This is a genomic window from Streptomyces sp. NPDC054866, from assembly GCF_053610745.1.
In genome coordinates this window covers 14,397-40,462 of the sequence record NZ_JBSGZA010000008.1, presented here as the reverse complement: position 1 = coordinate 40,462, position 26,066 = coordinate 14,397, and the positions used below count along the sequence as shown (strand labels likewise).

The 26,066-nt window shown below is 70.7% G+C and carries 20 protein-coding genes and 1 pseudogene; 13 read left to right on the top strand and 8 right to left on the bottom strand.

What is annotated here, in order from left to right; all coding sequences use genetic code 11:
• Position 1: 1 nt before the first annotated feature.
• Positions 2–757 (bottom strand): alpha/beta fold hydrolase, encoded by a 756-nt coding sequence (locus ACWGI2_RS33305; RefSeq protein WP_453699507.1) that lies wholly within the window; start codon positions 755–757, stop codon positions 2–4.
• Positions 758–859: 102 nt separating this feature from the next.
• Here ACWGI2_RS33305 and ACWGI2_RS33300 point away from each other — a divergent pair, with 102 nt between their 5' ends.
• Positions 860–1,381, top strand: coding sequence for a PadR family transcriptional regulator (locus ACWGI2_RS33300; protein WP_453699506.1), 522 nt, complete (start codon positions 860–862; stop codon positions 1,379–1,381).
• Between the two features lie 8 nt (positions 1,382–1,389).
• Here ACWGI2_RS33300 and ACWGI2_RS33295 read toward each other — a convergent pair whose 3' ends face one another.
• On the bottom strand, positions 1,390–2,295 hold the full coding sequence (locus ACWGI2_RS33295) for an oxygenase MpaB family protein (protein ID WP_453699504.1): 906 nt from the start codon (positions 2,293–2,295) through the stop codon (positions 1,390–1,392).
• A gap of 100 nt (positions 2,296–2,395) precedes the next feature.
• Between ACWGI2_RS33295 and ACWGI2_RS33290 the strand changes: the two genes are divergently transcribed.
• Positions 2,396–2,677: a hypothetical protein gene (locus tag ACWGI2_RS33290; protein ID WP_453398570.1), complete on the top strand. Its 282-nt coding sequence runs from the start codon at positions 2,396–2,398 to the stop codon at positions 2,675–2,677.
• Positions 2,678–3,165: 488 nt separating this feature from the next.
• On the top strand, positions 3,166–4,002 hold the full coding sequence (locus ACWGI2_RS33285; protein WP_453699502.1) for a hypothetical protein: 837 nt from the start codon (positions 3,166–3,168) through the stop codon (positions 4,000–4,002).
• A gap of 28 nt (positions 4,003–4,030) precedes the next feature.
• Here ACWGI2_RS33285 and ACWGI2_RS33280 read toward each other — a convergent pair whose 3' ends face one another.
• The 4 genes from ACWGI2_RS33280 to ACWGI2_RS33265 form a co-directional block, all read right to left on the bottom strand.
• On the bottom strand, positions 4,031–4,618 hold the full coding sequence (locus ACWGI2_RS33280) for a hypothetical protein (protein ID WP_453699500.1): 588 nt from the start codon (positions 4,616–4,618) through the stop codon (positions 4,031–4,033).
• Positions 4,591–7,422, bottom strand: a complete 2,832-nt coding sequence (locus ACWGI2_RS33275) for a hypothetical protein (protein WP_453699498.1) — start codon at positions 7,420–7,422, stop codon at positions 4,591–4,593. The genes ACWGI2_RS33280 and ACWGI2_RS33275 overlap by 28 nt, the downstream gene beginning before the upstream one ends.
• A 206-nt stretch (positions 7,423–7,628) precedes the next feature.
• Complete coding sequence (locus tag ACWGI2_RS33270) at positions 7,629–7,811, bottom strand: hypothetical protein (RefSeq protein WP_160502917.1); 183 nt, start codon at positions 7,809–7,811, stop codon at positions 7,629–7,631.
• Between the two features lie 143 nt (positions 7,812–7,954).
• Positions 7,955–9,010 carry a fatty acid desaturase family protein gene (locus ACWGI2_RS33265; protein ID WP_453398573.1) on the bottom strand — a complete coding sequence of 352 codons (1,056 nt, stop codon included), beginning with the start codon at positions 9,008–9,010 and terminating at the stop codon, positions 7,955–7,957.
• A 247-nt stretch (positions 9,011–9,257) separates the two neighbouring features.
• Here ACWGI2_RS33265 and ACWGI2_RS33260 point away from each other — a divergent pair, with 247 nt between their 5' ends.
• From ACWGI2_RS33260 to ACWGI2_RS33250, 3 genes are all read left to right on the top strand, one after another.
• Positions 9,258–12,128, top strand: a complete 2,871-nt coding sequence (locus ACWGI2_RS33260; RefSeq protein WP_453699497.1) for a DEAD/DEAH box helicase — start codon at positions 9,258–9,260, stop codon at positions 12,126–12,128.
• A 5-nt stretch (positions 12,129–12,133) separates the two neighbouring features.
• The gene (locus tag ACWGI2_RS33255) at positions 12,134–13,447 is read left to right on the top strand and encodes an SWIM zinc finger family protein (RefSeq protein ID WP_453398619.1); all 1,314 of its coding nucleotides are present in this window, start codon (positions 12,134–12,136) and stop codon (positions 13,445–13,447) included.
• A 537-nt stretch (positions 13,448–13,984) separates the two neighbouring features.
• Positions 13,985–15,337: an esterase-like activity of phytase family protein gene (locus ACWGI2_RS33250; RefSeq protein ID WP_453699495.1), complete on the top strand. Its 1,353-nt coding sequence runs from the start codon at positions 13,985–13,987 to the stop codon at positions 15,335–15,337.
• A gap of 31 nt (positions 15,338–15,368) precedes the next feature.
• On the opposite strand, the gene ACWGI2_RS33245 is transcribed toward ACWGI2_RS33250, so the two are convergent.
• Both ACWGI2_RS33245 and xylA read right to left on the bottom strand, forming a co-directional pair.
• Entirely contained in the window at positions 15,369–15,764 is a 396-nt protein-coding gene (locus ACWGI2_RS33245) for a hypothetical protein (RefSeq protein ID WP_453699493.1), read from the bottom strand.
• Between the two features lie 275 nt (positions 15,765–16,039).
• Positions 16,040–17,206, bottom strand: coding sequence for a xylose isomerase (gene xylA / locus ACWGI2_RS33240; RefSeq protein ID WP_453699492.1), 1,167 nt, complete (start codon positions 17,204–17,206; stop codon positions 16,040–16,042).
• Positions 17,207–17,399: 193 nt separating this feature from the next.
• On the opposite strand from xylA, the gene xylB reads away from it, so the two are divergent.
• From xylB to ACWGI2_RS33205, 7 genes and pseudogenes are all read left to right on the top strand, one after another.
• Positions 17,400–18,863, top strand: coding sequence for a xylulokinase (xylB, locus tag ACWGI2_RS33235; protein ID WP_453699490.1), 1,464 nt, complete (start codon positions 17,400–17,402; stop codon positions 18,861–18,863).
• 27 nt (positions 18,864–18,890) lie between these two features.
• A complete protein-coding gene (locus ACWGI2_RS33230) occupies positions 18,891–20,102 on the top strand; it encodes an ROK family protein (protein WP_453699489.1) in 1,212 nt (403 codons plus the stop codon).
• 222 nt (positions 20,103–20,324) lie between these two features.
• Positions 20,325–21,263, top strand: a complete 939-nt coding sequence (locus tag ACWGI2_RS33225) for a MerR family transcriptional regulator (RefSeq protein WP_453699488.1) — start codon at positions 20,325–20,327, stop codon at positions 21,261–21,263.
• An 86-nt stretch (positions 21,264–21,349) separates the two neighbouring features.
• Positions 21,350–22,519, top strand: a complete 1,170-nt coding sequence (locus tag ACWGI2_RS33220) for an MFS transporter (protein ID WP_453699487.1) — start codon at positions 21,350–21,352, stop codon at positions 22,517–22,519.
• 167 nt (positions 22,520–22,686) lie between these two features.
• Positions 22,687–24,102 carry a tetratricopeptide repeat protein gene (locus tag ACWGI2_RS33215; RefSeq protein WP_453699486.1) on the top strand — a complete coding sequence of 472 codons (1,416 nt, stop codon included), beginning with the start codon at positions 22,687–22,689 and terminating at the stop codon, positions 24,100–24,102.
• Between the two features lie 215 nt (positions 24,103–24,317).
• Positions 24,318–25,330, top strand: a pseudogene (locus tag ACWGI2_RS33210) (acetamidase/formamidase family protein).
• 41 nt (positions 25,331–25,371) lie between these two features.
• The gene (locus ACWGI2_RS33205; protein ID WP_453398584.1) at positions 25,372–25,971 is read left to right on the top strand and encodes an N-acetylmuramoyl-L-alanine amidase; all 600 of its coding nucleotides are present in this window, start codon (positions 25,372–25,374) and stop codon (positions 25,969–25,971) included.
• Positions 25,972–26,066 lie beyond the last annotated feature (95 nt).

The window sequence follows — 26,066 nt, the reverse complement described above, 5'->3', positions numbered from 1 at the left end:
ATCACTGGCGTCCGGCGACGGCGGAGGCGAACACCTCCGGGTTGTCGAACATGACGTTGTGCCCCGCCTTCGGCACGGTCACCACCTGTACCCCGGACGCCATCAGCTCGTCCGCACCCATCAGTTCCCCGCTCCGCGCTCCCTGCAAGAAGACCCGCTCCACGGGCAGCTCCATGAGCATCGCGCGCATCGTGGGATGCGTCCCTCCCACAAGTCCTGTCGCGCTGCGGTGCAGGGCGCGGGGGTCGGCAAGTCGCATGGTCGCCGCCCACAGGGGGCCGACCTTGTCGAGCACGCGCGCGTGGCCGTCGGTCACGAAGTCTTCCTCTTCGTAGGCCGCGATGCCGCTGCTGCCCGCCGTCACGGCCGGGTTGGGGTCGAGGTTGGCCTCGGTGAGGACCAGTCGTGACACCAGGTCGCTCCGGAGGTGCGCGAGCACGATGGCGACGGAGCCGCCCATGCTGTGCGCGACGATCTCCGCTCCGGTCACCTGGGCCTCATCCAGCGCGGCGGCCAGGGCGTCGGCGTGTTCCTCCAGGGAGTAGCCGAAATCCGCCGGGCGGTCGCTGATGCCGTGGCCCGGCAGGTCGACGAAGAGCGAGCGGCGTCCGCTCAGTTCGGGCCTGGCGGCGATGTGCGCGTGATAGACCGTCGACGCCGCGCCGAGCCCGTGCACGTACACCCGGGCCGGGTCCGATCCTTCGCTCTCCGTCCAGCGGACACAGCTGCCCTGCGCGTCGAACTGTGCCTGTCGCATCGCCACTCCCTCACTCGCCTGCCCTTACTCCCGAGGGAGGATACATCGGCACCGATGTATTACGACTAGGAGGTACACCGCTGCTGCGGCAGAATGCACGGCATGCTCGAACTGGCCATCCTCGGATTCCTCTACGACGCGCCCCTGCACGGATATGAGCTGCGCAAGCGCATCACCGCGCTGACCGGGCACGTACGACCGGTCGCGGAGAGCACGCTGTACCCCGCCATCAAACGGCTGGAGAACGCCGGCCTGCTGGCCCGTGAGACGCAGCCCGGCTCCGTGGCCGCCCCGCGCCATGTCCTGAACCTCACCGCGGAAGGCAGGAGCGAGTTGCGCCGCAGGCTCACGGAGCCTCAGCAGGCCGACATCACCGATGAGAACCGCTGGTTCACGGTCCTCGCCTTCCTCCGCCACGTCGACGACAAGGCAGCCCAGGCCGGCGTCCTCGAGCGCCGCCTGGCGTTCCTCGAGGAGCCCGCCAGCTTCTTCTACGACGGTGAACGGCCGCTGCGCGCCGAGGACCTGGACGACCCGTTCCGACGCGGCGTCCTCACCATCGCCCGCGCAACGAGCCGCGCGGAACTCGCCTGGCTGCGGACGACGTTGAGTTCACTGCGCTGAAGTTGAGCTCACTCCGCCGAGGTGGCCGCCGACTCGTCCGTGTGCGCCATCGGGCAGCCCCGGACGCCTGGCACCGGGAACGTGCCGAGCTCGCCGACCCGGTACCCCTTCGGGTAGCCCTTGATCTCCCAGTTCTGCCGGGCGTAGTGCGGTGCTTTACGGGGCGGCATCAGGCGCACCGCACGGCCGCGCAACCGCACCGCGCCCCTGACCAGCGTGCGGGCGGCGGAGCTGGGCGGTTCGTAGCGGAAGGCGCGCAGAAGGGGCTCGTCGAGCAGTGCGAGGGTCGAGGCACGCAACACGGGCGCCAGAGGACGCGGGTACCAGGAGGCCATGAGGTCGAGGGTCGCGTCGGACACCTTGCGCGCGCCCTCGTCCCACGCGAAGTGGGCCTCTTCGTAGGCATCGAGAAACTCCTCGAAGGCTTCGTAGGAGTCCGGTACGTCCTGGATCCCCATGTGCCGCCCCAGGGTGCGGTAATAGACGGCCGCCGCGGTCGTCTCGTGGCGTGACAGCTTGCGCCATCCGTAGGCGTCGATCCAGCGCTTGGGCATCACCACGAACGTGCACAGCACGTAGCGCATGTCTTCATTGCTGATGTCGTAGCTGCGATGCATCTGATTGATACGGCGGATCGCGGTGCGGCCTTCGTCCGTGCCGAAGCCGTGCTCCACGACGGTGTCCAGGAGCAGGGCCGTGTCGTCGTACCGCTTCTGCGTACGGTCCGTCAGTTCCGCCGTCTCGGCGAGGAGCCGACCGATGCTGGGCACGGCGTAGGTGCGGTAGAGCGCAAGCTCGAGAGCGCGGGTGTAATCCCAGGGGAACTCGTACGTGGCGGTGAGCCGGTAGATCGTCAAGGCGTCCTTCTCCGGGTCGAGACGCCGAATCTCCTTGAGCCGGTCATAACGCTTCACCGCACCGTCCCCCTTCTGTCGCCGGAGCTCCAACTCTACGTTGGAGTACAACAGATGAGTGATCATCAGCGGCAACCACAACCGGGGGAAGGTGGCCCACATGTTCGACAAGCTCCGCAAGCTGTGGCGCTCGGACGAAGCTGTTCGCGTCAAGAAGGAGGAGCGCCCGCACAATCTCTTCGAGGCGGCTGCCGTCTACGTGGCGGCGTGCGCCGAGGACGACCAGGACCGCCAGGACGAAGCGACGGGCTGGGTTTCGCCGGAGGCTCTGTCCTTCGGTGTGAGCGAACTCGCCTGCCGAGCGGTCATCGCCCTCGCCCGGGAACGCGACGAGTCTCCGACGGACGTGGCGCGTACGCTCCTCGGCCTGCCTGCCGCCTGACGTCCGTGTGCGTGGGATCGGGGCAGGCCAGTGCCTCATGGAGGGGGTTGCCTGTCTCGGCCGCGTGCGCGAGACGTTCTCGGACCTCGCGCGGGGTGCGTGGGCGGTATCCGGGGCCGCCGCAGCAGCCCTGCCGGAAGCGGAGCCCGGAGAGCAGGACCGCGCTCAAGGCGCGCCAGGCAGCCGTATCACGGCGCTTGGGCACGGCGAGCGCGGAGCCCGCGTTGAGCAACTGGCCTTTGCACCGAGGGCAGATGTCGGCACGCACGCGGCCGTAATCAGCCGACTTCTTGAAAGAAGCGCGGCACGGGAGACAGACGAAGTGCGAACTGGCTCTGGGCATGACACCCAGCGTAGGCGTCCGCAACGTGGGCGTACGAGCGAGTTTCCCGGTGCGTACGAGCGCCCTTCCTGATCACGCACCCCTCGACGATCAAGCTGACCTGTGGTTAGGGTGCGCCGACAGATGAAGCGATGGGGAGGCTGGCATGGCCGGAACGGACGACGCTGTCGCCGCCGAGGACGACGCGCTGTACGTGCTGACCGCGGTGCTGCTGACACCCGCGAAGTTCCCGAGTGTGCTCGGTGACGACTATCCGGAGGCGTGCGCGGCCCTGGGGCTCGCGCCGCTCGCCGCCGGTTACGGTCTGGTGCTCGGTCAGGACGGTGCGGGCGCACGCTGGACCGTCGTGGTCGACGACGTGTCACTCGTGGCCGTCGCCATCGCCTCCTGGGACTGCGGCATGGAGTACGACCTGTCGCCCGACGAACGTACGGTGGTCGCCGCGCTGCCAGGCTGGCCGCTCGCGGTCGCCGTCGCGGCGCCCAATGTGCCCGCTCCCCACGACCCCGAGCCCGAGGAAGCGGACCAGAAGCCGCTCTCACCTCCGCAGTCCGACACATGGGGCCCTGCTCAACGCCGGCTCGGCGCCGACGAGATCGCGCTCCAGTGGGCGGCATGGCGCGAGCAGATCGACGACGCGGACTTCTTGACCGACGGTGCCGAGGAGGACGCAGCGCAGGAGGGCGACGCCGAAGCTGACGCCGATCAGACTCCGCTCACCGGCATACGTCGCGTGTTGGCGGAGGCACGGGCATACGTGAGCACTCCGCCGCCCCTGGGCCGCGTGCGGTCGTCGTTCGCCTCCGGAGAGGCGCGCACCCTGCGTGCCGACGGTCCTGGCTGGTCCATGGTCGCCAGGACCGACGACATCGCGTTCGTGCTGCTCGACGAAGAGCCCGGAGAGGTGCTGCCGGTAGGCCGCGGGCCCGAACTGCCTTGGCTCCTCGACGCGCTCGACAAGATGGCCGTACGCCCGGCCTGATCGCCCTTCCCCCTGCTTCCGTGTGTCGTCAGGGCTTCTGCCCGGGGTCGAGGAGAAACGCGGCCATCGCCGTGTCGTGGTCCGCGTGATCGCGCAGGGCCATCAGTTCAGCGCGCCAGGTCTCGTCCCACGACGTCGCCCTGCCACCGACGCGCACCAGCGCGAGCGCCATCACTCCGGCCACTGGAGTACCTCGTTCACGCAGCAGGCGGGCCGCGGCGAGCAGGGCCGCACGCGCGCGTGGCGTCGGGGCATCGACGTGGAATCCGCTCCTCAGGGGCAGCCGTTGGGGGCGTTCCTCGACCAGATCAAGCAGCCGCTGCCAGCGCGCTGCGTGATGTTCGCCGTGGTGCACGGCGGCCAGCGAGGTGTCCCATGTCAGGGCCGCAGCATCGGCGTACAGGCCCACGGCGTGCAGCGACAGGGCCAGGGCGTCGGCGATGAGGAGCGTCTGGGCAGAGCCTCGCCGGACGCTTACGGCCTCGGCGATGCCCGAGAGGCGTCGGAGCGCGTCAGCGCGCACCTGCGGATCCGGGGTGACGGCCAGTTCCTGAAGCCGCCGGATGACGCCCTTGAGGATGGGCCCTCCTACCGGCCCCAGGGGGAACCAGGCCAACTGCTGTGCGGCCGCGCCGGGTCCGTGGCGACGTCGGCAACGGCCCTCATGGCGTCGGCCGATTCCGGTGTGAACCAGGCGGGCAGGGCGCGGCACGCCGCGACTACGGTCTCCTGGTCGCCGTCCCTCACCAGGCGGGCCAGGAAGTCCGCGTAGGCCTCCCCCGCGGATTCACTCACGGGCCCCACGCGCGCGTGGACCACCGCTTCCCGTACGGCGGGTTCGTCCGCCGCACGGGCCAGGCGGTCGGCGACGGCGGGGCGGTCGATCGAGGAGATGAGATGGCGCGCCACGACGGCGCGTACGTCACGGTGTTGCCCCGGTGCGTCCCAGGCAGCCACCAGAGCGTCGAACGCCGCGTCCCCGGTGAGCGCGCCAAGGGCTCGGACGGCTTCCTTGCGGGAGCCGACGGGGGCATCCCCCGCGCAGGCCACGGGGGCGAGCAGGGCGACCGCCTCCGCGTCCGGCACCGCCTCCAGGAGTCGACGGACAGACGCCATGGCGGCCCGCCCCCGGACGCCGCCTGTCGCGGCGTGCCGCAGCAGGATGTCCAGCAGTGGCTCCGTGACGGGCGGTGCGCCGTCGTGAGCCGCATTGAGGACGTCTCCCAGCGCGCCGAGTGCTGCCGCGGCGACAGGCTGTGGCGCCGACTCCACGAGTGTGGTGAGGAGGGCCGGGTCGCGCACCTGCGCGGCAGCGTCGGCTCGGGTGCGCAGGGGAGCCAGTTCGTCGGCGGCCACGCGCGCGTGGTGTTCGTCCCACGCGCGGCGTTGTTCGGGCAGCCAGCGTCCGATGACACCAGGGTGCAGCTCCGCGGCCCAGGAGGCGGCTCGGGGGCGTACCCGGCCTGTGAGCCCTTCCCGGGCTGCGAGCAGCACGGAGTCCAGCAGATCGGTACGACGGGTGACGACGGTGCGCAGAATGATCGGTACCGCTGCGAATGAGGCGTCGTGACCGACCAGTTCGGCGCTGCGTCGCTCCCGCAGCTCCGCCGGTCCCGCCCAGGCTGCCGCCGCGCGGGTGGCGATGTCCGGGTCGTCGGACTCCAACGCCGTGGCACGCACCAGTGCGTCGAGTTCCGGCAGCGCGGTGAGGTGCGGAGCAAGGAGTTCCGCGAGGGCGGTGCGGAGATCGGGGCTCGGCGGTGTGGCCGGCAAGGTGGCGGACCAGACGGCACGCGCGGCTTCCTCGCCGATGCGCAGCGGCGCGCCCGTCTTGCGGGAGCGCGGGTCGGAGACGACGTGGCAGAGCAGTTCCGTCGCGTAGGCCGCACGGTTGAGCCTGCCGGTCGCCGCGGCGCTCTCGGCGGCGCGGCGGAGCAGCTGGTCCGCCGCGGCCAGGGTGGGGGAGGTCGAGTCGCGGGACTGGACAGTAGTCAGCGCCGCGTCACGCAGGACCCGGTCGGGCAGCGCCGTGAGCAGACGCGGGGGCGCCCCCGCGAGCTGCTGGAGGGCGGCCCTGCGTACTTCCTCCTGGTCGTGCCAGGCCCGCTCGCAGTCCCCCGCGATCCGCGCGAACTCGTCCGGGTCGCCTTCGAGTTCCGCGCAGGCGAGCAGCGCGGGCCAGGCCATCAGGCGCTGGTGGATGCGGTGCTGCCCGGCCATGTCGCGCAGCACGGGTTCTCCTAGGGCGAGCGGGAGCGCGACGGCCAGTCGGCTCGATGTCCACTCCCGACGGGACCAGCGCTCCACCCAGGGCATGACAAATGCGGCCCTGTCGGCCGGCTCCAGCGCCGTGAGGCTGGCCACGGGCAGGCTCCGCACCGAACGGGGACGTGCGGTGCGTTCCTCGACCAGACGGCGGCGTTCCGGGGCGGGCAGCAGCACCAGCAGACTGTCGGGCTCGATGTCGTGGCGTCCCGGCCCGCGGTGCCGTGGCTGCGTCACGGGGCAGCGACGGGCGAGGTCCACCAAGTCCGCGGGTGGAAGGGCGTGCAGGGCTTGCAGCGTGGCGGGCGGCAACGCCCCGGCCAAGATCCGTAGTTCGCGGGATGAGCCGTCCTGGTCCGGTGGGGCCGCGCGCAGGACCTCGAGGACTTCGGCCGGACGGCGCAGCAGCGTACGGGCTGCTCGCGGGGTCAGGAGGTCCGAGGCCCGTGCCAGAAGCAGCAGTCCGGCTTCCGGGTCGCGTTCCGCTGCCACGCTGGCGACCGCGCGGTTGCGGCCCGTGAAGCGATGGCGGTCGCGGTTGGCGCGGCTCTCGCCGCGGGTGACGAGCAGTTGGGCCACGGCGAGCGGCGCGGTGCGGGTCAGCGCGCTCAGTACGCCCGGAGGCGGATCGAGTCGGGGCAGCCACGCGACGGCCGTCTCGGCGGGGCATGCGGGCAGGAGGTGGGCGGCGTCCCGGGCGCCGAACCGTTCGTGGATCTCGGGCAGCAGGCGTGCGGAGAGGGTGCGTCGGCGGCTGAGGCGCAGGACGCGGTACGTCTCGTGCCGTGCCGCCCGGATGTCGCTCAACGCGAGCTGTTCCAGGGCCTCTTCCGGCACGGGAAGCCGGATGGCGGCCGAGAGGGCGCGGCGGCGCAGGTGGGGATCGGTCAGGGCTTCGGCGATGGTGGTGAGGTCGCGCCGGGCAACGGCGAGGAAGAGGCCGGTGTGCCGTTCGTCAGGCGTGCCGGCGGCCAGAGCCGCGCGGAGTGTGCCGTACGCGTCCTCGGTGAGCGCGCGGGCATAGCGGGCGAGGGCGCTCATGCGGGCCGGGAAGGGCAGTGGGTCGAAGTGGGCCTTCAGCCAGGTCGATGTCAGCGGCGCGGGAAGGGGCTGAGGCTGGGGGGACGGCGTCTGCGACGCCTCGTATGCGGCCATCAGCGATCACCGTGGGATCGCTGGGCCTCCTTTCGGGAAGTCATGTGGGCCATGGTCACCGCCGGACTGCTGTGGCGCAATGGGTTTTCCGCTCGCGGTGCCGCCGGGGGCGGGACCGCGAGCGGAGAAGCCGTCAGGGCCTGGACGTCGAGCGTCCGCACATCCCTGTGGTGCCCGCTGCCAGGTGCCGGGTCAGAGGTGCCGGGTCAGTGGCCGATCTCCTTGCGCGAGACGCGGCGCAGCCTGCGCCGCTGTCCGGGGTCGAGGGTCAGATAGGCCGCCGCCGGGACCCCGAGCACGATCAGGAGGGCGGCCCACCAGGGCAGCCAGATCAACAGGATGATGCCGGCCGCCACACCTCCTGCGGCGATCTTCGCGTTCTTCGACATGTGCGTCGCCTCCTTCGCGGCTGCTGCCGCTCTCTGTCTTGAGAAACGGGCTCGGGCCGCCCACGGTTCCAGCTGCTCCCCTGATAGACCCCTGAGGAGCGACCCTGACATAACCCTGAGCCCCGCCGCGTGTCCGGGCGCGGCTACTCGGCCCTCAGCGGCTCGCCGACCTCGTACATGTGGCGCAGTACCTGCCGGTAGGAGTCGATGAATCCGGCCTCCGTGTACGGCATGCCAAGCGCGGCGCAGTGAGCGCGGACCAGGGGCTGGGCGCGCCGCAGGCTGGGGCGGGGCATGCTCGGGAACAGGTGGTGCTCGATCTGGTAATTGAGTCCGCCCAGGAACCAGTCGGTCAGCACGCTGCCGCGGATGTTGCGCGAGGTGAGGACCTGGCGGCTGAGGTGGCCCCATCGCTCACCGTCGGGGTCGGGCATCTCCATGCCCTTGTGGTTGGGCGCGAAGGCCAGTCCGAGGTGCAGGCCGAAGAGCGCCTGGTGGATGGCGGCGAAGGCGAGGGCGTGGCCCACCGGCATGGTGACGAGCAGGAGTGTCACGTACCCGACGAGGTGCGCCACCAGCAGGAGGCCCTCAAGCACGCGTTCGCGCGGCGCCTGGCGGCGCAGGTCCTGGAAGCCGTAGATCTTCATGGCGATGCCCTGGAGCAGCGTCAGCGGGAAGAACAGCCAGGCCTGGTTGCGGGTGAGCCAGCCCCGGAAGCCCACGCGGACCCTGGCCTGCTTGCTGGTCCAGACGAGGACGTCCGCGGCGACGTCGGGGTCCTTGTCGAGGTGATTGGGGTTGGCGTGGTGGCGGTTGTGCTTGTCGTTCCACCAGGCCGAACTCATACCGAGGAGGAGATTGCCGTGAATGAGCCCGATGGCGCGGCTCACGCCGCGGTCGCCGGTGATCTGGGAATGACCCGCGTCATGGCCTATGAACGCCGTACGGGCGCACAGGGCGGCCAGGACGGGCGCGAGGAGCAGCACCCACCAGGAGCCGCCGATGAGGAACATGCCCGTCGCCACTGCGCCCAGCGCCACGGTGTTGATCACGATGGTGCGGGCGTACCAGCCGGCTCGGCGGCCCAGGAGCCCCTGCTCCTTGACGGTGCGCAGGAGAGGCGCGAAATCGCTCCCGGCGGGCTGCCTTGTGATGGTGCCTGAGGAACGCTCCGCGACTGCGGCGGCGGCCTGGGACATGGTGAGGTCTCCGGTCTCTGACTGGATCGGGCTGACGTGGCACAACGTAGGAGCCCGTGACCTGCGGCAACCATGGCGCCTTCACCCGTCTTGGGAGGGGGCCAGCACCGCCGGGAAGGGGGGTTAGGTACACCCCCGGTGATGCGTGACGTGGATCACTGCGTGATCACTAACGTCTTGGGTGCGACGTGCTGTACTCTCGGCCGCTCCAGGCCCAGTAGTCAAGTTTGAGGAATGCGCTATCGCCGTGCCCAGGCCCCCTGCCGCGTCACCTTCCGAGATCTCTGAACTGTCCCGCTGCTCCGCACTGTTCGTATCCGCCGACCCGGCACGCACCGGCCGGGTCGCCTTCTGGCGACCCGACGGGGAGGCGCCGCCCTCCTGCTCCGCGGGCACCGTCGAGGAGCTGACCGTCGCGGTACCCGGCGACGACGGAGTCCAGCTCAGCGACGTTTCCGCAGTCGTGCTCCCGATGCGCGCGGCCCTGCCGGTCCTGACACGCGCGCGTGCGTCGGCAGGGGTTCACCCGACGGCCGCTTTCTGGGGCACGGCAGGCCTGCTCGCACTGCAACTCGCCGCCCGCGGACTCCTGTTGCCCGGACTGACGCCGAGTGATCACGACGCATGGCGCTCGGGGCCTCTGGGCGCCGACGATCTGCGACGCCTGCGCGACCTCGCCGCCGCGATGCCCCCCGCCGCGCACGCCCTTCCGCTCGAGGGCGGCTCCGAGCCTCTGCGGCTGCCCGAACCCGAGCGGCTGCTGCGCCAGTTCCTCGATGCGGTGGCCGATACGCTGCCGCGCTCCCCCGCCGCGACGCTGGCCGCCGGCGCTCCGGCCTTCGCCGCTCCGCAGCCTCAGCACATCCCCGAGCAGCGCCCCTGGGCCACCGATGTCGCCGCCGGACACGACGCCGGCGTTCGGATCTCGCTGCGCGTCGAGGTGCCCGGCCTGGTGTCGGACACCCCCGACGAGACCCGGCTGCCGTTCCGCGCCGTCCTGCAGATGCACAGCGTCAGTGACCCCTCGCTCGTCGCGGACGCGGCCGAGGTGTGGGCCGGTTCCGGCGCCTCGGGGCAGGCCTTCGGGGCGCGGTCGCGGATGGACGCCCTGCTCGCACTGCGGCGCGCCACGCGCGCGTGGCCGCCGCTCGCCCCACTGCTCTCGGCCACCGTTCCCGATGCGATCGAGCTCGCCGACGAAGAAGTCACCTCGCTCCTGGGCGAGGGGTCCCGCATGCTCGCCACCGCGGGTGTCGAGGTGCACTGGCCCAAGGAACTTGCGCGCAATCTGACCGCCCGCGCGGTCATCGGCCCGCCCGACGACGACGCGAAGGCCCCGGACAAGCCGTCCTCGGACACTCCTTCATACCTCTCCGCCGACGCGTTGCTCGCCTTCAACTGGCGGTTCGCGCTGGGCGATCAGCAACTGTCCCGCGCCGAGCTCGACCATCTCGCCGAGGCTAACCGCCCGGTGGTCCGGCTGCGCGACCAGTGGGTGCTCATCGACCCCGAAGAGGCTCGGCGCGCCCGCGCACACCAGGACCACAAGGTCACGCCGATCGACGCCCTGAGCGCCGTCCTTACGGGCACCACCGAAGTGGGCGGGAAGCGCGTGGACGTCCAGCCGAGGGGCTGGCTCGCCACTCTGCGCGAACGCCTCGCGGACCCCGAGGGCATGGAGCCCGTCGGCCAGCCCGAAGCGCTCGCCGCCAACCTGCGCGACTACCAGCTGCGCGGCCTGAACTGGCTGGCCCGGATGACCTCCTTGGGCCTGGGCGGCTGCCTCGCCGACGACATGGGCCTCGGCAAGACGATCACGCTCATCTCCCTGCATCTGCACCGGCAGACCAACAGCGACTCCGCGGGTCCCACCCTTGTCGTCTGCCCGACGTCCCTCATGGGCAACTGGCAGCGGGAGATCGAGAAGTTCGCCCCCGGCACCCCCGTACGCCGCTTCCACGGCGCTCAGCGCAGCCTGGAAGGCCTCGCCGACGGGGAGTTCGTGCTCACCACGTACGGCACGATGCGGCTCGACGCGGACAGCCTCGCGCACAGCCCGTGGGGCATGGTCGTCGCCGACGAGGCCCAGCACGTCAAGAACCCGTACTCGGCCACCGCCAAACAGCTGCGCACCATCGGCGCACGCGCGCGCGTGGCGCTCACCGGCACCCCTGTGGAGAACAACCTCTCCGAGCTGTGGGCCATCCTCGACTGGACGACACCGGGGCTGCTGGGCAAGCTCGGCACCTTCCGCACCCGTTACGCCCAGGCCGTCGAAAGCGGAAAGGACCCTGCGGCCGCCGAACGGCTCGGCCAGCTCGTACGCCCCTTCCTGCTGCGCAGGCGCAAGTCCGATCCGGGCATCGCCCCCGAACTGCCGCCCAAGACGGAGACCGACCGTGCCGTGTCCCTCACCACGGAGCAGACGGGCCTCTACGAAGCCGTGGTGCGCGAGACGCTCGCCGAGATCTCCGGCGCCGACGGGTTCGCCCGACGCGGCCTGATCGTCAAGCTGCTCACCGGTCTCAAGCAGATCTGCAACCACCCCGCGCAGTACCTCAAGGAGGACAAGCCGCGGATCGAGGGCCGCTCCGGGAAGCTGGAACTCCTCGACGAGCTGCTCGACACGATCCTCTCCGAAGACGCGAGCGTGCTCATCTTCACGCAGTACGTCCAGATGGCGCGCCTCATCGAACAGCACCTGGCGGCCCGCGGCACCCCATCCCAGTTCCTGCACGGCGGCACGCCCATCGCGGCGCGCGAGGCGATGGTGGAGCGCTTCCAGGACGGCGAAGTCCCCGTCTTCTTGCTGTCGTTGAAGGCAGCGGGCACCGGTCTGAACCTGACGCGGGCCGAGCATGTCGTGCACTACGACCGCTGGTGGAACCCCGCCGTCGAGGCGCAGGCCACCGACCGGGCGTACCGCATCGGGCAGACGCAGCCGGTGCAGGTGCACCGGCTGATCGCGGAGGGGACGATCGAGGACCGCATCGCCGACATGCTGCTGCGCAAGCGCGAGCTGGCCGACTCGGTGCTCGGTTCCGGCGAGGCGGCGCTGACGGAACTCACCGACGCCGAGCTGTCGGATCTGGTGGAACTGCGAGGGGGGACTCGATGAACGACATGTACGACGAGCCGAACGGCGAGACCCATGGGAACGGTCAGGGGCAGGGCGCCCACGACCATGAGCGCACCTTCGCCGCGCTGCCGGCCACGCACGGCCGGGGGTTCGCGCAGAGCTGGTGGGGCCAGGCCTGGCTGAAGGCCCTTGAGGACACGGCGCTGGACCTCGCGCAGTTGAAGGCCGGACGCCGGCTCGCGCGCGCGGGAGCCGTGGGCGCGGTCTCGGTGCGCCCCGGCCGGATCACCGCGGTCGTCCAGGACCGCGACGGCACCCCGCGCCGCTCCGACGTGCTGCTGCAGCGGCTCAGCGAGGACGAGTGGGACCGCTTCCTGGGCATGGCCGTCGAGCGGGCCGGGCACATCGCGGCGCTGCTCGACCGTGAGATGCCGCCGCATCTGGTGGAGGACGCGGCGGCAGCGGGTGTCGAACTCCTGCCGGGCATCGGCGACCTGGAGCCGGAGTGCGACTGCGATGCCTGGGACCACTGCGGGCACACCGCCGCGCTCTGCTATCAGGTGGCCCGGCTGCTCGACCAGGATCCGTTCGTGCTGTTCCTGATGCGTGGCCGTGCGGAGCGCGAGCTGCTGGACGAGCTGCAAGTGCGAAGCGTGGCACGGGCGGAGGCCGAGGAGACACCCGAGGAGGAGCAGGAAGGGGCCCAGGAGGGCGTGGACGCCGACGAGGCGTACGCGGAGGGGGCCATCCTGCCTCCGCTGCCCGAACTGCCCCCGCTGCCGCCTGAGCCGGGCCTGCCGCCTTCCCTCGACACGGAGGCGGAGCCCGCACCCGGTCTCGATGTGGCGGCAGTCGAGTTCCTGGCGGCTCAGGCGGCCGTGGAGGCGCACCGGATGCTGGCCGAGGCGCTTGCGCCAGGACACGAACGGCAGCCGGTCGAGCCGGAATTGACGCTGGACGAGGATGCCGTACGCCTCGCCGCCACTGCTCCCGCATCGGTGGCCGTGCGCCTCGCGACCGCCGAGGGCCGCGGCAAGGACGGCCTCGCGCTGGCCGTACGGGCCTGGGAGTACGGAGGCCCGGCCGCGCTGTCCGTCCTGGAGGAGGAGTGGGCCCCCGAGGCGGACGCACTGGCACGCGCGCGTGCGGCGCTGGACGCGGCCTGGGACGACGGGGAGCGTCCACCGCTGCGCGCCGCCCGCAATCGCTGGACCGTGGTCGGGAGCGACGCCCAGCTGCGGCACGGCTCCGACGGCCGCTGGTGGCCCTACCGCAAGGAGCGCGGCCGCTGGACCCCGGCGGGCCCCGCGACCCATGACCCCGCGACGGCACTGGCCGTGGTGACCGGCGGGGAGTAGGTCAGGCAGGTCCGGTGCGAGCTTCGCGCAAGCCCGCACCGGACCGCAGCCCGCTCACCCCGGCACCCCAGCACCCCAGCACCCCAGCACCCCAGAGGCGTTCACCCCTGCGTGCTCACGCCACCAGGACCCTCCACCTGGCCGGATCGCGCGCGGCGGCCACCGGCGGATCCAAGCCGCTCGCGCATACGCCGGGAACACCGGGGCGTGCGCTCCTCCTGCCCAGTGATTGAGCGCGGGCATGACATCCGGAAGTGTGGATCACTGTGGTTCAGGGGGTCCGACCGCGACTCGGCTCCCCCGTCCCGCAGGGCCCCAGTGATGGAGTACGTCAGCGCGATCCGAGCGAAGGGGGACGACGAGGGCCAGGTGCCCAACTGCCGCTGACCGGCCCTTGGGTGACGGCGGCGCCTTCCTGCCCCTCGCGGGAGGCGCCGTCAGCACGCCCCCTCACGTTCATCTTGCTGCCTCCCAGCGTTCGCGGTGACGGCGAAGTCTGATCGCCGTCACCGAACACTTGCGCCCCTGGAGGCACCCATGTCCCCGCACGCCGCCCGTACGCGTCGCGTCCGCCGTTCCGTCGCCGCGGGTGTGCCGTTCGCCGTGCTCGCCGCGATCGCGGTGACCGGTACGGCCACGGGCGCCCAGACCGGCGGCAAGGAGAAGACGCCTCGGATCACCTCGACGGCGACGCTCGGCGACGTCCCTCTGGGGACGTTCAGCAACTCCCTGCTGCCCGGCACGGTGAGCGATGACCGCGGTGTGGATCTCGGCGGCATCGGCAGTGACATCTATCCGGCGGGCCGCAAGGGCGAGTTCTGGACGGTCACCGACCGCGGGCCCAACGGCCAGATCAAGGTGGACGGCAAGAAGCGACGCACTTTCCCCGTCCCTGGTTTCGACCCGGCGATCGTGAAGATCCGCGTCTCCGGTGACGTCGTGAAGGTCATCGACGCTCTCCCACTGACGACGTCCTCCGGGAAGCCCGTCACCGGGCTCCCCAACCAGGAGGGGCGCGATGAGGCGCCGTACACCTACGACGCGAAGACGGCGCTGACCTACGACCCGAACGGCCTGGACACCGAGGGCATCGTGCGGGCGCACGACGGCAGCTTCTGGCTGGTCGACGAGTACGGGCCCTCGCTCGTCCATGTCTCCGCGCGCGGGAAGGTGCTCAAGCGCTATGTCCCCGAGGGCCTGAAGCTCTCGGGTGCCGACTACCCCGTCGTCGAGGCGCTTCCGGGCGTCCTGCTGCACCGCAAGGGCAATCGCGGCTTCGAAGGGCTTGCCCAACTCCCGGGCGGGGACCTGGTGATGGCGGTCCAGAGCCCCTTGTCCGTGCCGGACGAGGACGCGGGTGACGCATCGCGGACGACGCGGCTGCTGCGTTTCTCGCCGAAGAAGCAGGCGGTCACCGCCGAGTACGCGTACCGCTTCGACACAGTGGGTGTCGTCGACCCGGGCGAGGACGACACGTCCGAGCTGAAGATCTCCTCCGTGGTGGCCGTCGGCCGTGACCGGCTCTTGGTCGAGGAGCGCACCGACAAGGCCGCGCGGCTGCACACGGTGAAGCTGGACCGCCGCTCCGACATCCTCGGCGAGCGGTGGGACGACGCCGCCACGAAGCCCTCCTTGGAGCAGCTCGACGATCCGGCGGCCTCCGGCGTGCCCGTCCTGAAGAAGCGTCTCCTGGTCGACCTGGAGCGCATCGACGGTGTACCCGACAAGATCGAAGGCGTGGCCCGGGTGAACAGTCACACCCTCGCCCTGATCAACGACAACGACTTCGGGATGACGGATGGGGCGGAGGCGTTCGACAAGGAGGGCCGACTCGTGGACAGCGACGTGGAGACCACGGTGACGTACGTGCGGCTGCCGAAGGGCATCTGATCCCGCCGACTCCGCGCGTCCGACACACGTGTCAGGGCGCCGTTTCGATGTCGCCCACCTTCAGGAAGTAGTACGGCACTTCATGATCCGCGGCTGACGGAACCACGGAGTCCAGGTCGCTCGGCAGATCGCTGGGGAAGTCCGACGGCAAGCCGCTGGGCAGGTTCGAGGGGACCTCCGTAGGCACCTCGGAGGGGATCTGCGACGGGATACTCAGTGACGGGGTGGGCTTGCCCTCCGAGGTCTCACTGCTCTCGGAGGGGCCCTTCTTGTCACCTGAGCCGTCACCGCTGGTGGCCACCAGGACCACCGCCACGACGACTCCTATCGCGACGATCACCGCGAGCAGGACGAACAGCCCGCCCCGTCGCCCGGACGGCCCGCCCGGCGGCGGAGCAGGCGGGAACCCGCCTCCACCAGGGGGCACGCCACCGCCTCCCGCGGGAGGCCACCCTCCGCCGCCCGGAGGTGGTCCGAACCCGTCACCCGGAGGAGGGCCATACCCTCCCCCGGGCGGTCCGAAGCCGCCATCGCCCGGAGGGGGCGCGTCACCCGGCGGAGGGGCAGGCGGTGGTGGTACGGGCGGCATGGCCATACCGTCAAGAGTCGCCTCGTATGGGTAAAGATGCGACCCCTGCGCACAAGTTGATGCCTCCGGAGTGGGGCTCTCCAGAGTGGGGCTCTCCAGAGTGGAGCCTCCGGTCAGCCCCGCGCCCCCAGGAGGTGATCCATGGCCAACTGGTCGAGGTGTTCGAAGGCCATGCCACGGTCCGCGGCCGTCGTCACGTCGAAGTCCTCGAAGGCGCCGCGGTCGGCGAGCAGTCCGGCGAGGCCGTCGTCGGCGGTCGGCAGGGAGAGCTCGTCCAGGCGGGATGCCCGCAGCGCCTCCTGGACCTCCGGGTCGGCACGGAACGCGGCTGAACGCTCCCGAAGGATCAGGTAGTTGCGCATGCAGCCGGCGGCCGACGCCCACACGCCCGCGTAGTCCTCCGTGCGCGGCGGCTTGAAGTCGAAGTGCCGCGGCCCTTCGTAGCCACCCCTCTCCAGGAGGTCGACCAGCCAGAAGGCACTGCGCAGATCGCCCGCCCCGAAGCGCAGGTCCTGGTCGTACTTGATGCCGGTCTGGCCGTTGAGGTCGATGTGGAAGAGCTTGCCCGCCCACAGGGCCTGGGCGATGGAGTGCGGGAAGTTGAGGCCGGCCATCTGCTCATGGCCCACTTCGGGGTTGACGCCGAACAGTTCGGAACGCTCCAGGCGCTCGATGAAGGCGAGGGCGTGCCCGACGGTGGGCAGGAGGATGTCGCCGCGCGGCTCGTTCGGCTTGGGCTCGATCGCGAAACGCAGGTCGTAACCCTGCTCCGTCACGTACTCGCCGAGCAGGTCAAAGGCCTCCTTCATGCGGTCGAGAGCGACGCGTACGTCCTTCGCCGCACCGGACTCCGCGCCTTCCCTGCCGCCCCACGCGACGTAGGTGTGTGCTCCCAGTTCCACCGCGAGGTCGATGTTGCGGATGGTCTTGCGCAGCGCGTAGCGGCGCACGTCCCGGTCGTTGGCGGTGAACCCGCCGTCCTTGAAGACGGGGTGCGTGAAGAGGTTCGTGGTCGCCATCGGCACGACGAGGCCCGTCGCGTCGAGCGCCTGCCGGAAGCGCTTGATGTGCGACTCGCGCTCGGTGTCCGTTGCCCCGAAGGGGATCAGATCGTCGTCGTGGAAGGTCACTCCGTAGGCACCCAGTTCGGCAAGGTGCCGCACGGAGTCGGCCGGGTCGATGGCCACCCTGGTCGCGTCGCCGAAGGGGTCCCTTCCCTGCCAGCCGACGGTCCACAGGCCGAAGGTGAACTTGTCCTCAGGAGTGGGCTGGTACGTCATGTGCGGCTCCCTGGATGACTGGTGCACGGCTGTGCGGCCGAGCCGGGCACGGCTGTGTGCCCGCTCATGTGCGGCTGCCACGACTATTTCGTCATGGCGCTTAACAAATTAGTATCCGGAGGCATCCCTGGGAAGGTCGGACGAGAAGAAGTCCGGGCGCGCCCGGAAGGAACCGCGGGAACGGAGACCCCCGATGTCATCAGCGCCAGCAGCCGACGGGCCCCTCGTCGTCGGCGTGGACAGCTCCACGCAGTCCACCAAGGTCCTGGTCGTCGACGCCGCCACGGGCAGGGTGGTGGCGAGCGGTCAGGCCCCGCACAGCGTCAGCTCGGGGACCGCCCGCGAGAGTGACCCCGAGGAGTGGTGGAACGCCCTGTGCGCGGCCCTCGACCAGTGCGGCGAGCCGGCGCGCGAGGCCGCCGCGGTGTCGGTCGGCGGCCAGCAGCACGGCCTCGTCACGCTGGACGCGCAATCCAGGCCGGTACGGCCCGCCCTGCTCTGGAACGACGTGCGCTCGGCGGCGCAGGCCCGCTCCCTGATTGACCGCCTGGGTGGCCCGAAGGCGTGGGCCGAGCGGGTCGGCAGCGTGCCGGGGCCGTCCTTCACGGTGACGAAGTGGGCGTGGCTCAGCGAGCACGAGCCCGAGGCGGTCCGCGCCACCGCAGCCGTCCGACTCCCCCACGACTACCTCACCGAACGCCTCACGGGATGCGGCACGACCGACCGGGGCGATGCCTCCGGTACGGGGTGGTGGGCGTCGGCGACAGAAGCGTACGACGAAGAAATCCTGGGCCTCGTGGGCCTGGACCCCGAGTTGCTGCCACGCGTGGTCCGCCCCGGTGAGGTCGTCGGCACCGTGCGCGGGAGCGGCGAACTTCCCTTCTCCAAGGGCACGCTGGTCGCCCCCGGAACCGGTGACAACGCGGCGGCGGCTCTCGGACTCGGCCTGCGCCCCGGCACCCCGGTCCTGAGCCTGGGAACGTCGGGCACGGTGTACGCGGTCTCCACGCGGCGCCAGGCGGATCCGACGGGCACGGTGGCCGGCTTCGCCGACGCGCGCGGGGACTGGCTGCCGCTGGCCTGCACCCTCAACTGCACCCTGGCTGTCGACCGGGTGGCCGCGCTGCTGAGTCTCGACCGAGAGGCGGTGGAGGCGGGCGGCGCCGTCACCCTGCTGCCCTACCTGGACGGCGAGCGCACCCCTGACCTGCCGCACGCCTCGGGGCTGTTGCACGGGCTCCGGCACGACACGACTCCGGGACAGCTGCTGCAGGCGGCGTACGACGGGGCTGTGCACTCGCTCCTGGGCGCACTCGATCTGGTCCTTGACGAGGACGCGGACCGCTCGACTCCGCTCCTGCTCATCGGCGGCGGAGCACGGGGCACGGCCTGGCAGGACACCGTGCGGCGCCTGTCCGGACGGGCCGTTCAGGTGCCCGAGGCCAGGGAACTGGTCGCCCTCGGTGCCGCCGCCCAGGCCGCGGGTCTCCTCACGGGCGAGGATCCGGCGGCTGTCGCGCGCCGCTGGGGTACGGCCGAGGGGCCCGTACTGCCCCCTGTGGAGCGGGACGAGTCGGCGCTCGCACGGATCGCCGGGGTAGTCTCCGACGCGGCGCCGCTGCTCGGCGCCAGGGGCCACGAGGACAGCCGGCCATGAGGACGGAAGACAGGGACTGACGGGGGCATGACCGCACCACCGCACGATGCGCGCCGGGGCACGTCCGGAGCCCCGCTGCCCGACACCCAGCAGGGGATGCGCCGCCGCAACCTCTCACGCGTCATGCACGCCGTCGCGGCGCACGGGCCGCTGTCCCGTGCCGCCGTGGCCACCCGGATCGGTCTGACGCGGGCCGCCGTCTCCACCCTGGTGGACGAGTTGATCCGCACCGGGCTCCTGGAGGAGCTGGGCCCCGAGCGTCCCGGCAAGGTGGGGCGCCCCGGCTCCGCGCTGGCGGTAAGCGGAAGCGGACCGGCCGGCATCGGCGCCGAGGTGGGCGTCGACCATCTCGCGGTGTGTGTCGTCGACCTGCGCGGAGAGGTACGCGCGCGTGCCGTGCGACAGGGAGACAACCGGGGGCGCGCACCCCAACCCGTCCTCAAGGAACTCATCGCCCTGGTGCGGCAGGTGAGCGACGAAGCCCGCCTGGCAGGGCTGCGTCCGGCGGGGCTGGCCCTCGCCGTGCCGGGTCTCGTCGCCCGCGGCACAGGGGTGGTGGTGCGCGCTCCCAATCTCGATTGGCACGACGTCGACCTCGGCGCCCTGGTGCCGGGCAGGCTGCCGGTGACGGTGGACAACGAAGCCAACTTCGGCGCGCTGGCCGAGCTGTGGCTCGGCGACGAGGTGCCCCAGGACTTCCTCCACGTGTCGGCGGAGATCGGCATCGGCGCCGCGCTGGTCGTCGACGGGCGGCTGCTGCGCGGGACACGCGGCTTCGCGGGCGAGTTGGGGCATGTACCGGTGTGGCCGGACGGCCCGGCGTGCCCGTGCGGCGGTCGTGGCTGCCTGGAGCAGTACGCGGGCGAGGAGGCGGTGTTGCGCGCGGCGGGCCTTGATCCGGGTGCGGACCGCGTCGGCCTGCTCGCGGAGCGCGCCGCGCTGGGCGATGAGGACGTACGAAGGGCGTTGCACGGTGCGGGGGCCGCACTGGGAATCGCGCTCACCGGTGCGGTGAATCTGCTGGATCCGCGCTCGGTGGTGCTCGGCGGAGCCCTGTCGCGGCTCGCGCCGTGGTTGCTGCCGTCATTGGAGGGCGAGCTGAGGCGCCGCACGGCGGGCACGGCGTGCGCTGTCGCCGTCTCCGGGCTGGGCTCCGACGGCCCGTTGCTGGGGGCGGCACACTCGGTCGTACGGGCGGTTCTTGATGATCCGGCGGGAGCGGCGGGGGCGGCGGCGTAGGGCCGACGTCCGCTCGGGGCGCGCTACGTAAGGCGATCGCGGCGGACTCCGCGAGCGGCTCGGCTCGGGCGGTTTGGGCGGCTCTCCCCCGCGATTCGGCATCCGCTCGATGCCCTCGACGCCCTGGAGTCCGCGCGTGCGCAGTAAGTACTGGACTCCTCCCCGTGGATGGCTCAGCACTCAGCTTGAGTCTCCAGTAGGGGGAGACGTGAAGGTGGGGGCATGAACGGCGACACGCTCTACTCGATCGGTGATCTGGCGCGGCGGACCGGCCTGACGGTCAAGACCGTCCGGTTCTACTCCGACACGGGGATCGTGCCGCCCGCCGACCGCAGCCCGGCCGGCTACCGCCTGTACGGCACCGACGCCGTCGCCCGCCTCGACCTCGTACGCACCCTGCGCGACCTGGGTCTTGACCTTCCCACCATCCGGAAGGTCGTGGACCGGGAGGTCTCGCTCCCCGAGGTCGCCGCGGCGCACGCGGACGCGTTGGAGGTGCAGATCCGTGTGCTGCGCCTGCGGCGCGCGGTCCTGACAGCGGTGGCCAGGCGCGGGTCCACCCCTGAGGAGTTGGATCTCATGCACAAGCTGGCCAAGCTCTCCGAGGACGAACGCCAAGGTCTGATCGACGACTTCCTGGGCACCGTCTTCGATGGCCTGCACGACAACCCCGCCTTCGCGGCGGTCACCCGCTCTCTCACGCCCGAGCTGCCGGACGACCCCGAGGCCGAGCAGGTCGAGGCGTGGGTGGAGCTGGCCGAGCTGTTCCAGGATCGGGGGTTCCGCTCCACCATGCAGGGCATGGCCAGAGATCTGGCGGCCGACCGCACCCCGGACGACAGCACCGGCCTGCCACGCATCCTTGCCGAGGCGGTTCGCGCGCAGGTCACCCCGGCCTTGACGACAGGCACCGATCCGGCCTCGCCCGAGGCCGAAGCGATCGTCACGGCGCTCGCAACGCACTACGCGCACATCCACGGCCTCCCTGACGACACTGCCCTCCGCCGACGCCTGGTGTCTCGCCTGGAGACCATGGACGACCCCCGCAGGGACCGCTACTTGACGCTGCTCGCGGTCATCAACGGGTGGCCCGCGCCCGAGAGTCTGGCGCCGGCGCTCGACTGGACCGTCCGGGCCCTGCGTGCCCGACTGCCTCGGTAGTGGGCCGGGCAAGCTCGATCCGCGCCGACCCCACCGACCCGACCGATGCAGCGCCCCGGCGATTCCTCGCCGGCTACCGGGACCTGATGGACGTACCCGGATTCTGGCGACTTGCCGCGATCGGGATGACGTCGAAACTGGCGCCCAGCATGGTCGGTCTGAGCCTGCTGCTCCTGGTCGGCCAAGAGCACTCGTACGGAACCGCGGGCCTTGCGGTGAGCGCCTTGGCGGTCGGCCAAGGTGTCACCGCTCCTCTGCGCGGCCGGCTCATCGACCGGCATGCACCACGCCCGGTCCTGCTGAGTCTTCTGGCCGCCCACCTGATAGCCACTCCCTTGCTGGTCCTGGTGGTACGCGGCGGCGGGTCCACCGCCGCGGTCCTCTCGCTCGCAGCGGCCGTGGGCTCGAGCGCTCCTCCCGTCGCCGTCATGATGCGCTCGGTCTGGCACCGCTCCACGAGCAGCTACGCGAGCAGGTCCACGGACACCGGGTTGCCGACCACGGCGATGGCTCTCGACTCGTCGATGACGGGTAGCGCACTGATCACCGGCCCTTTGATGGCCAGTTGGCTGAGTCTGTCGGTCTCACCGATAGCGCCGTTCGCAGTCGTGGCGCTGCTGACGGCCGCTTCAGTCGGCCTCCTGATCAACTCTCCGGGCCCACCGTCACGTTCCGCTCGGTCCGGGCATTGGCTCGGCCCCCTGACATCCGCTCCCCTGCGGCGCCTGCTGGCCGCGGACACCCTCTTCGTCATGGCGGTGACCGCGGTGGATGTGGTGCTCCCGATCTACGCACGGGAGTACGACGCTGCCGGGTTCACCGGCTTGTACCTGGGGGTCCTGTCCGTCGGCAGCGTTGTGGGCAGCCTCGCTCTGGGTGCCCTTCCGAATCTTCTGTCCCACGGCCCCAAGATCTCCGTGCTCCTCTGTGTCTTCGCAGCAGGGACCGGCGCGCTGACGCTCGCCACAGGGGTGTCACCTCTTGCGGCGCTCCTGGTCTGCCCGCTGGCCGGTCTTGTGATCGGATGCACCTTTGCTGCGCTGCGCACGACTGGCGGCGATCTCGCCCCCGAGGGACGTATCACCGAGACGATGTCCTGGCTGAGCAGCCTCGACATGGCCGGCGGTGCCGTGGGCGCGGCGGTATTCGCACACATCGCGGCTGACGAGGGAAGCCGGACGGCGCTGCTGCTGATACCGGCGGTCACCTTGCCGGCCGCGGCGATCGGCTGGAACACGCGTACGCAGAAGCCGTGACGGGACCGCGGACCCACGACTGGCGTAGCGCATCCCAGCCGTATGTCGTTCCGATGAACCGAGCGTCGTCCTCGTGTCCCGCGGGCAGAATCGCGAGACTGGACAGGCTGAACAGACCGAACCGAAACCGGGTGGACCGGACAGATCCGATGGGAGAAGGGACAGCCATGGAAATGGACCGGCATGCCCACGTCCTGAGTCGCACCAGTGACGAAGCCGCACGCCACTACGAGCGAGCGCTCGACGCACTGTTGTTCTTCCGATCCGAAGTCGCCGACGAGACCCAGGCAATGGTGGCGGCCTCTCCGGATTCCGCGATGGCGCATGCCTTCGGCGCCTATCTCGGGCTTCTCGGCACCGAGGAGAAGGAAGCGGCCGCTGCCCGACGTTCCTTCAAAGCCTTCCGAAGCGCGGTCGATCCAGCCGGGCTCTCGCCTCGCGAAAAGATGCACGCCGCGGCTGCCGAGTCGTGGCTGGACGGGGACATGCTGCGGGCCGGGGAGATCCTCGGCGAGATCAGCACCGAGTTCCCACGCGACGCCCTCGCCCTGGCTGTCGGGCACCAGATCGACTTCTTCACCGGGGACGCGCAGCGGCTGCGCGACCGCATCGGTGGCGCGCTTTCCGCATGGGACGGTGACGACCCGCACTTCGGCCCGCTGCTGGGGATGTACGCCTTCGGGCTCGAAGAGGCCGGGCATTACAGCCATGCCGAGGAGATCGGACTGCGGGCGGTCGAACGTCACCCACGGGATGTGTGGGGCATCCACGCGGTCGTCCATACGTACGAGATGCGAGGACTGTTCGGCGAGGGGATCCGCTATCTGGACGCGCGGACCGAGGACTGGACCGACGGAAACTATCTTTCCGTGCACAACGCATGGCACTACGCCCTGTACGCGCTGGAGGCGGGAAGCGTCGAGCGTGTCCTCGGCGTCTACGACAACACCCTCCACAACGAGGCGTCGCAGGCCATCGCCATGGAACTCCTGGACGCCTCCGCCCTGTTGTGGCGGCTACTCCTGGCCGATATCGACGTCGAGACCCGCTGGGTGGCTCTCGCGCAGGCTTGGGCCGGGCGCGAGGACGGCGCCTACTACGCCTTCAACGATGTCCATGCCGTAATGGCGTACGTGGGGGCCGGACGGCTCTCCGACGCCGAGCGGCTGGTGAAGGACCGCGAGCAATGGCTCGCCCGGACCGGCCCCTCGGTGTCGAACCACGCGATGACGCGCGAGATCGGCCTCCCGGTGTGCCGCGCCCTGATCGCCTATCGGCAGCGGCAGTACGCCCGCGTGGTCGAGTTGCTCACCCCGATCCGGTACCACCTCAATTCCTTCGGCGGCAGCCACGCGCAGCGCGACGCCATCCAGCGGACCCTCGTGGAGGCGGCCATCCGCTCCGGCCGGCACGACCTGGCGCGCGCCTTGCTCAGCGAGCGCATCAACATGCGTCCCATCTGCCCCTACAACTGGCGAGCCCGCGCCCGGCTGGCCGATCGGCTCGGCGACACGGCTCAGGCCGCGACCGCCCGGCTGCGTGCGGAGGAACAGGCCGCTGTGGGTGCGGCTGCCTTGGGCTGAGTACGGCTCGTTCTCCCCTCGGCACCCTCACTCGTTCATCCCCTCGGCACCCTCAAGGGTGACCGCGTTATCCACAATCACGGTGCTGTACACAGATTCAGATCGCGCCCTTCCGGCTCAACCTTCCATCGCCGTAACGTAATTGACGCGGGACACCATCGCTCTGGCGGCGGTTTCGTGTCCACGCTGGAGCGACGGAAGAGAGCAGCCCTGCCATGAACCAGCCTCGGATCCTGACCGTGCGGCCCGAACCGGGCGAGTTCGCCTGGACGTTCGGCGGTGCGCCACCCGTGGCGCGGATCGCTCCGGGTACGGTGCTCGACCTGTATACGGAGGACTGTTTCGCGGGAAACGTGCGCTCCGAGAAGGATCTGGTGTCCGAGGTCTGCCAGTTTCCGTTCCTGAACCCGCAGACCGGACCCTTCCATGTCGAGGGCGCGAGCCGGGCGACACCGTCGCCGTGCACTTCGTGTCGATCGAACCGGCCCGCGACTGGGCTGCGTCCACCACGGTCCCCCTCTTCGGAGCGCTCACCTCCACCCACACCACCGCATCGCTCCAGCCTCCGCTGCCCGAGACCGTGTGGATATGGCAGCTCGACCGAGGCCGGCGCACCGCTCACTTCAGCGCGCGCGACGGAGACTTCGAGATCGCGCTGCCGATGGATCCGATGCACGGCACGGTCGGCGTCGCACCGGCCAACCTGGAGGTGCGCTCGGCTCTCGTGCCCGACGCGCACGGCGGCAACATGGACACGCCCGAAATGCGGGCCGGGGTCACCTGCTACCTCGGAGTGAATGTGGAGGGCGCGCTCCTGAGCCTGGGCGACGGACACGCACGGCAAGGCGAGGGGGAAACCTGCGGAGTCGCCGTGGAGTGCGCGATGAACACAGTCGTGATCGTCGAACTCCTGAAGGGGATCACCACGCCCTGGCCACGCATGGAGTCCGACACCCACATCATCTCCACCGGGTCGGCACGCCCGCTTGAGGACGCCTTCCGAATATCCCAACTCGACCTGGTGCAGTGGCTGGTGCGGGACTACGGCTTCAGTGAGCTCGACGCCTACCAGTTCTTGACACAGACCGTCGAGTCGCCGCTCGCCAATGTCTGCGACACCAACTACACGTGCGTGGCCAAGCTCCGCAAGGAATGGCTGCCCGCGCGCGAAACTCACCGGGGACTGCACGCGCGGCTGCGAGAGACGGCCACGCTGCTGCCCCACTGAAAAGAGTGCAGCTGTTCCCCCCACCGAGAGGCAGGCCAGCCATGGATCGAGCAAGACGCTTCCCCAGCAGGCGCAGGCTGTTGCAGGGGGCGGCCCTGGCCGCCGTCCCCGCCGCGCTCCTCCCCGCGACCCGCGCCACGGCCCGGCCTCGTGCGGTCGACTATCCACTCGCCGAGTGGGTTCCGGCCAGCAGCTCCAACTACACGGCCGCCAACCGCCCCGGCACCTACCCCGTCGACTACGTGATCGTCCACGTCACCCAGGAGACCTACGCCGACACGCTCGCCATCTTCCAGAACTCGGCGAAGAAGGTTTCGGCCCACTACGTGGTGCGTTCCAGGGACGGTCGCATCGCCCAGTGCGTCCGCGAACGCAACGTCGGCTGGCATGCCGGCAACTGGGACTACAACACCCGAAGCATCGGCATCGAGCACGAAGGATGGGTGGATAAGCCCGAGTACTTCACCGACGCGATGTACGAGCAGTCCGCGCTGCTGACCTCGGCCATCTGCGATACGTACGACATTCCCAAGGACCGCAAGCACATCATCGGGCACGTCGAAGTGCCCGGCGCCGACCACACCGATCCAGGGCGGCACTGGGACTGGACGCGCTATATCCGCCTGGTCAACTCTGCGTGACACCGGCCGGCTCACGACCTGGCGCGTGTCGGACCTCTGATCGAGGCGCTAGTCGGAGGCTTGCCACAGCGCTTGTCGGCGCCCGCTCGCGGGGC

Excerpts from the sequence above, each read along its gene's own strand:
- ACWGI2_RS33255 (WP_453398619.1), top strand. The coding sequence starts at position 12,134 with ATGTACGACGAGCCGAACGGCGAGACCCATGGGAACGGTCAGGGGCAG.
- ACWGI2_RS33285 (WP_453699502.1), top strand. The coding sequence starts at position 3,166 with ATGGCCGGAACGGACGACGCTGTCGCCGCCGAGGACGACGCGCTGTAC.
- ACWGI2_RS33270 (WP_160502917.1), bottom strand. The coding sequence starts at position 7,811 with ATGTCGAAGAACGCGAAGATCGCCGCAGGAGGTGTGGCGGCCGGCATC.
- xylA (WP_453699492.1), bottom strand. The coding sequence starts at position 17,206 with ATGACGTACCAGCCCACTCCTGAGGACAAGTTCACCTTCGGCCTGTGG.
- ACWGI2_RS33305 (WP_453699507.1), bottom strand. The coding sequence starts at position 757 with ATGCGACAGGCACAGTTCGACGCGCAGGGCAGCTGTGTCCGCTGGACG.
- ACWGI2_RS33215 (WP_453699486.1), top strand. The coding sequence starts at position 22,687 with ATGGAAATGGACCGGCATGCCCACGTCCTGAGTCGCACCAGTGACGAA.
- ACWGI2_RS33230 (WP_453699489.1), top strand. The coding sequence starts at position 18,891 with ATGACCGCACCACCGCACGATGCGCGCCGGGGCACGTCCGGAGCCCCG.
- ACWGI2_RS33290 (WP_453398570.1), top strand. The coding sequence starts at position 2,396 with ATGTTCGACAAGCTCCGCAAGCTGTGGCGCTCGGACGAAGCTGTTCGC.
- ACWGI2_RS33275 (WP_453699498.1), bottom strand. The coding sequence starts at position 7,422 with ATGGCCGCATACGAGGCGTCGCAGACGCCGTCCCCCCAGCCTCAGCCC.
- ACWGI2_RS33250 (WP_453699495.1), top strand. The coding sequence starts at position 13,985 with ATGTCCCCGCACGCCGCCCGTACGCGTCGCGTCCGCCGTTCCGTCGCC.
- ACWGI2_RS33205 (WP_453398584.1), top strand. The coding sequence starts at position 25,372 with ATGGATCGAGCAAGACGCTTCCCCAGCAGGCGCAGGCTGTTGCAGGGG.
- ACWGI2_RS33220 (WP_453699487.1), top strand. The coding sequence starts at position 21,350 with ATGGACGTACCCGGATTCTGGCGACTTGCCGCGATCGGGATGACGTCG.
- ACWGI2_RS33225 (WP_453699488.1), top strand. The coding sequence starts at position 20,325 with ATGAACGGCGACACGCTCTACTCGATCGGTGATCTGGCGCGGCGGACC.
- ACWGI2_RS33300 (WP_453699506.1), top strand. The coding sequence starts at position 860 with ATGCTCGAACTGGCCATCCTCGGATTCCTCTACGACGCGCCCCTGCAC.
- ACWGI2_RS33265 (WP_453398573.1), bottom strand. The coding sequence starts at position 9,010 with ATGTCCCAGGCCGCCGCCGCAGTCGCGGAGCGTTCCTCAGGCACCATC.
- xylB (WP_453699490.1), top strand. The coding sequence starts at position 17,400 with ATGTCATCAGCGCCAGCAGCCGACGGGCCCCTCGTCGTCGGCGTGGAC.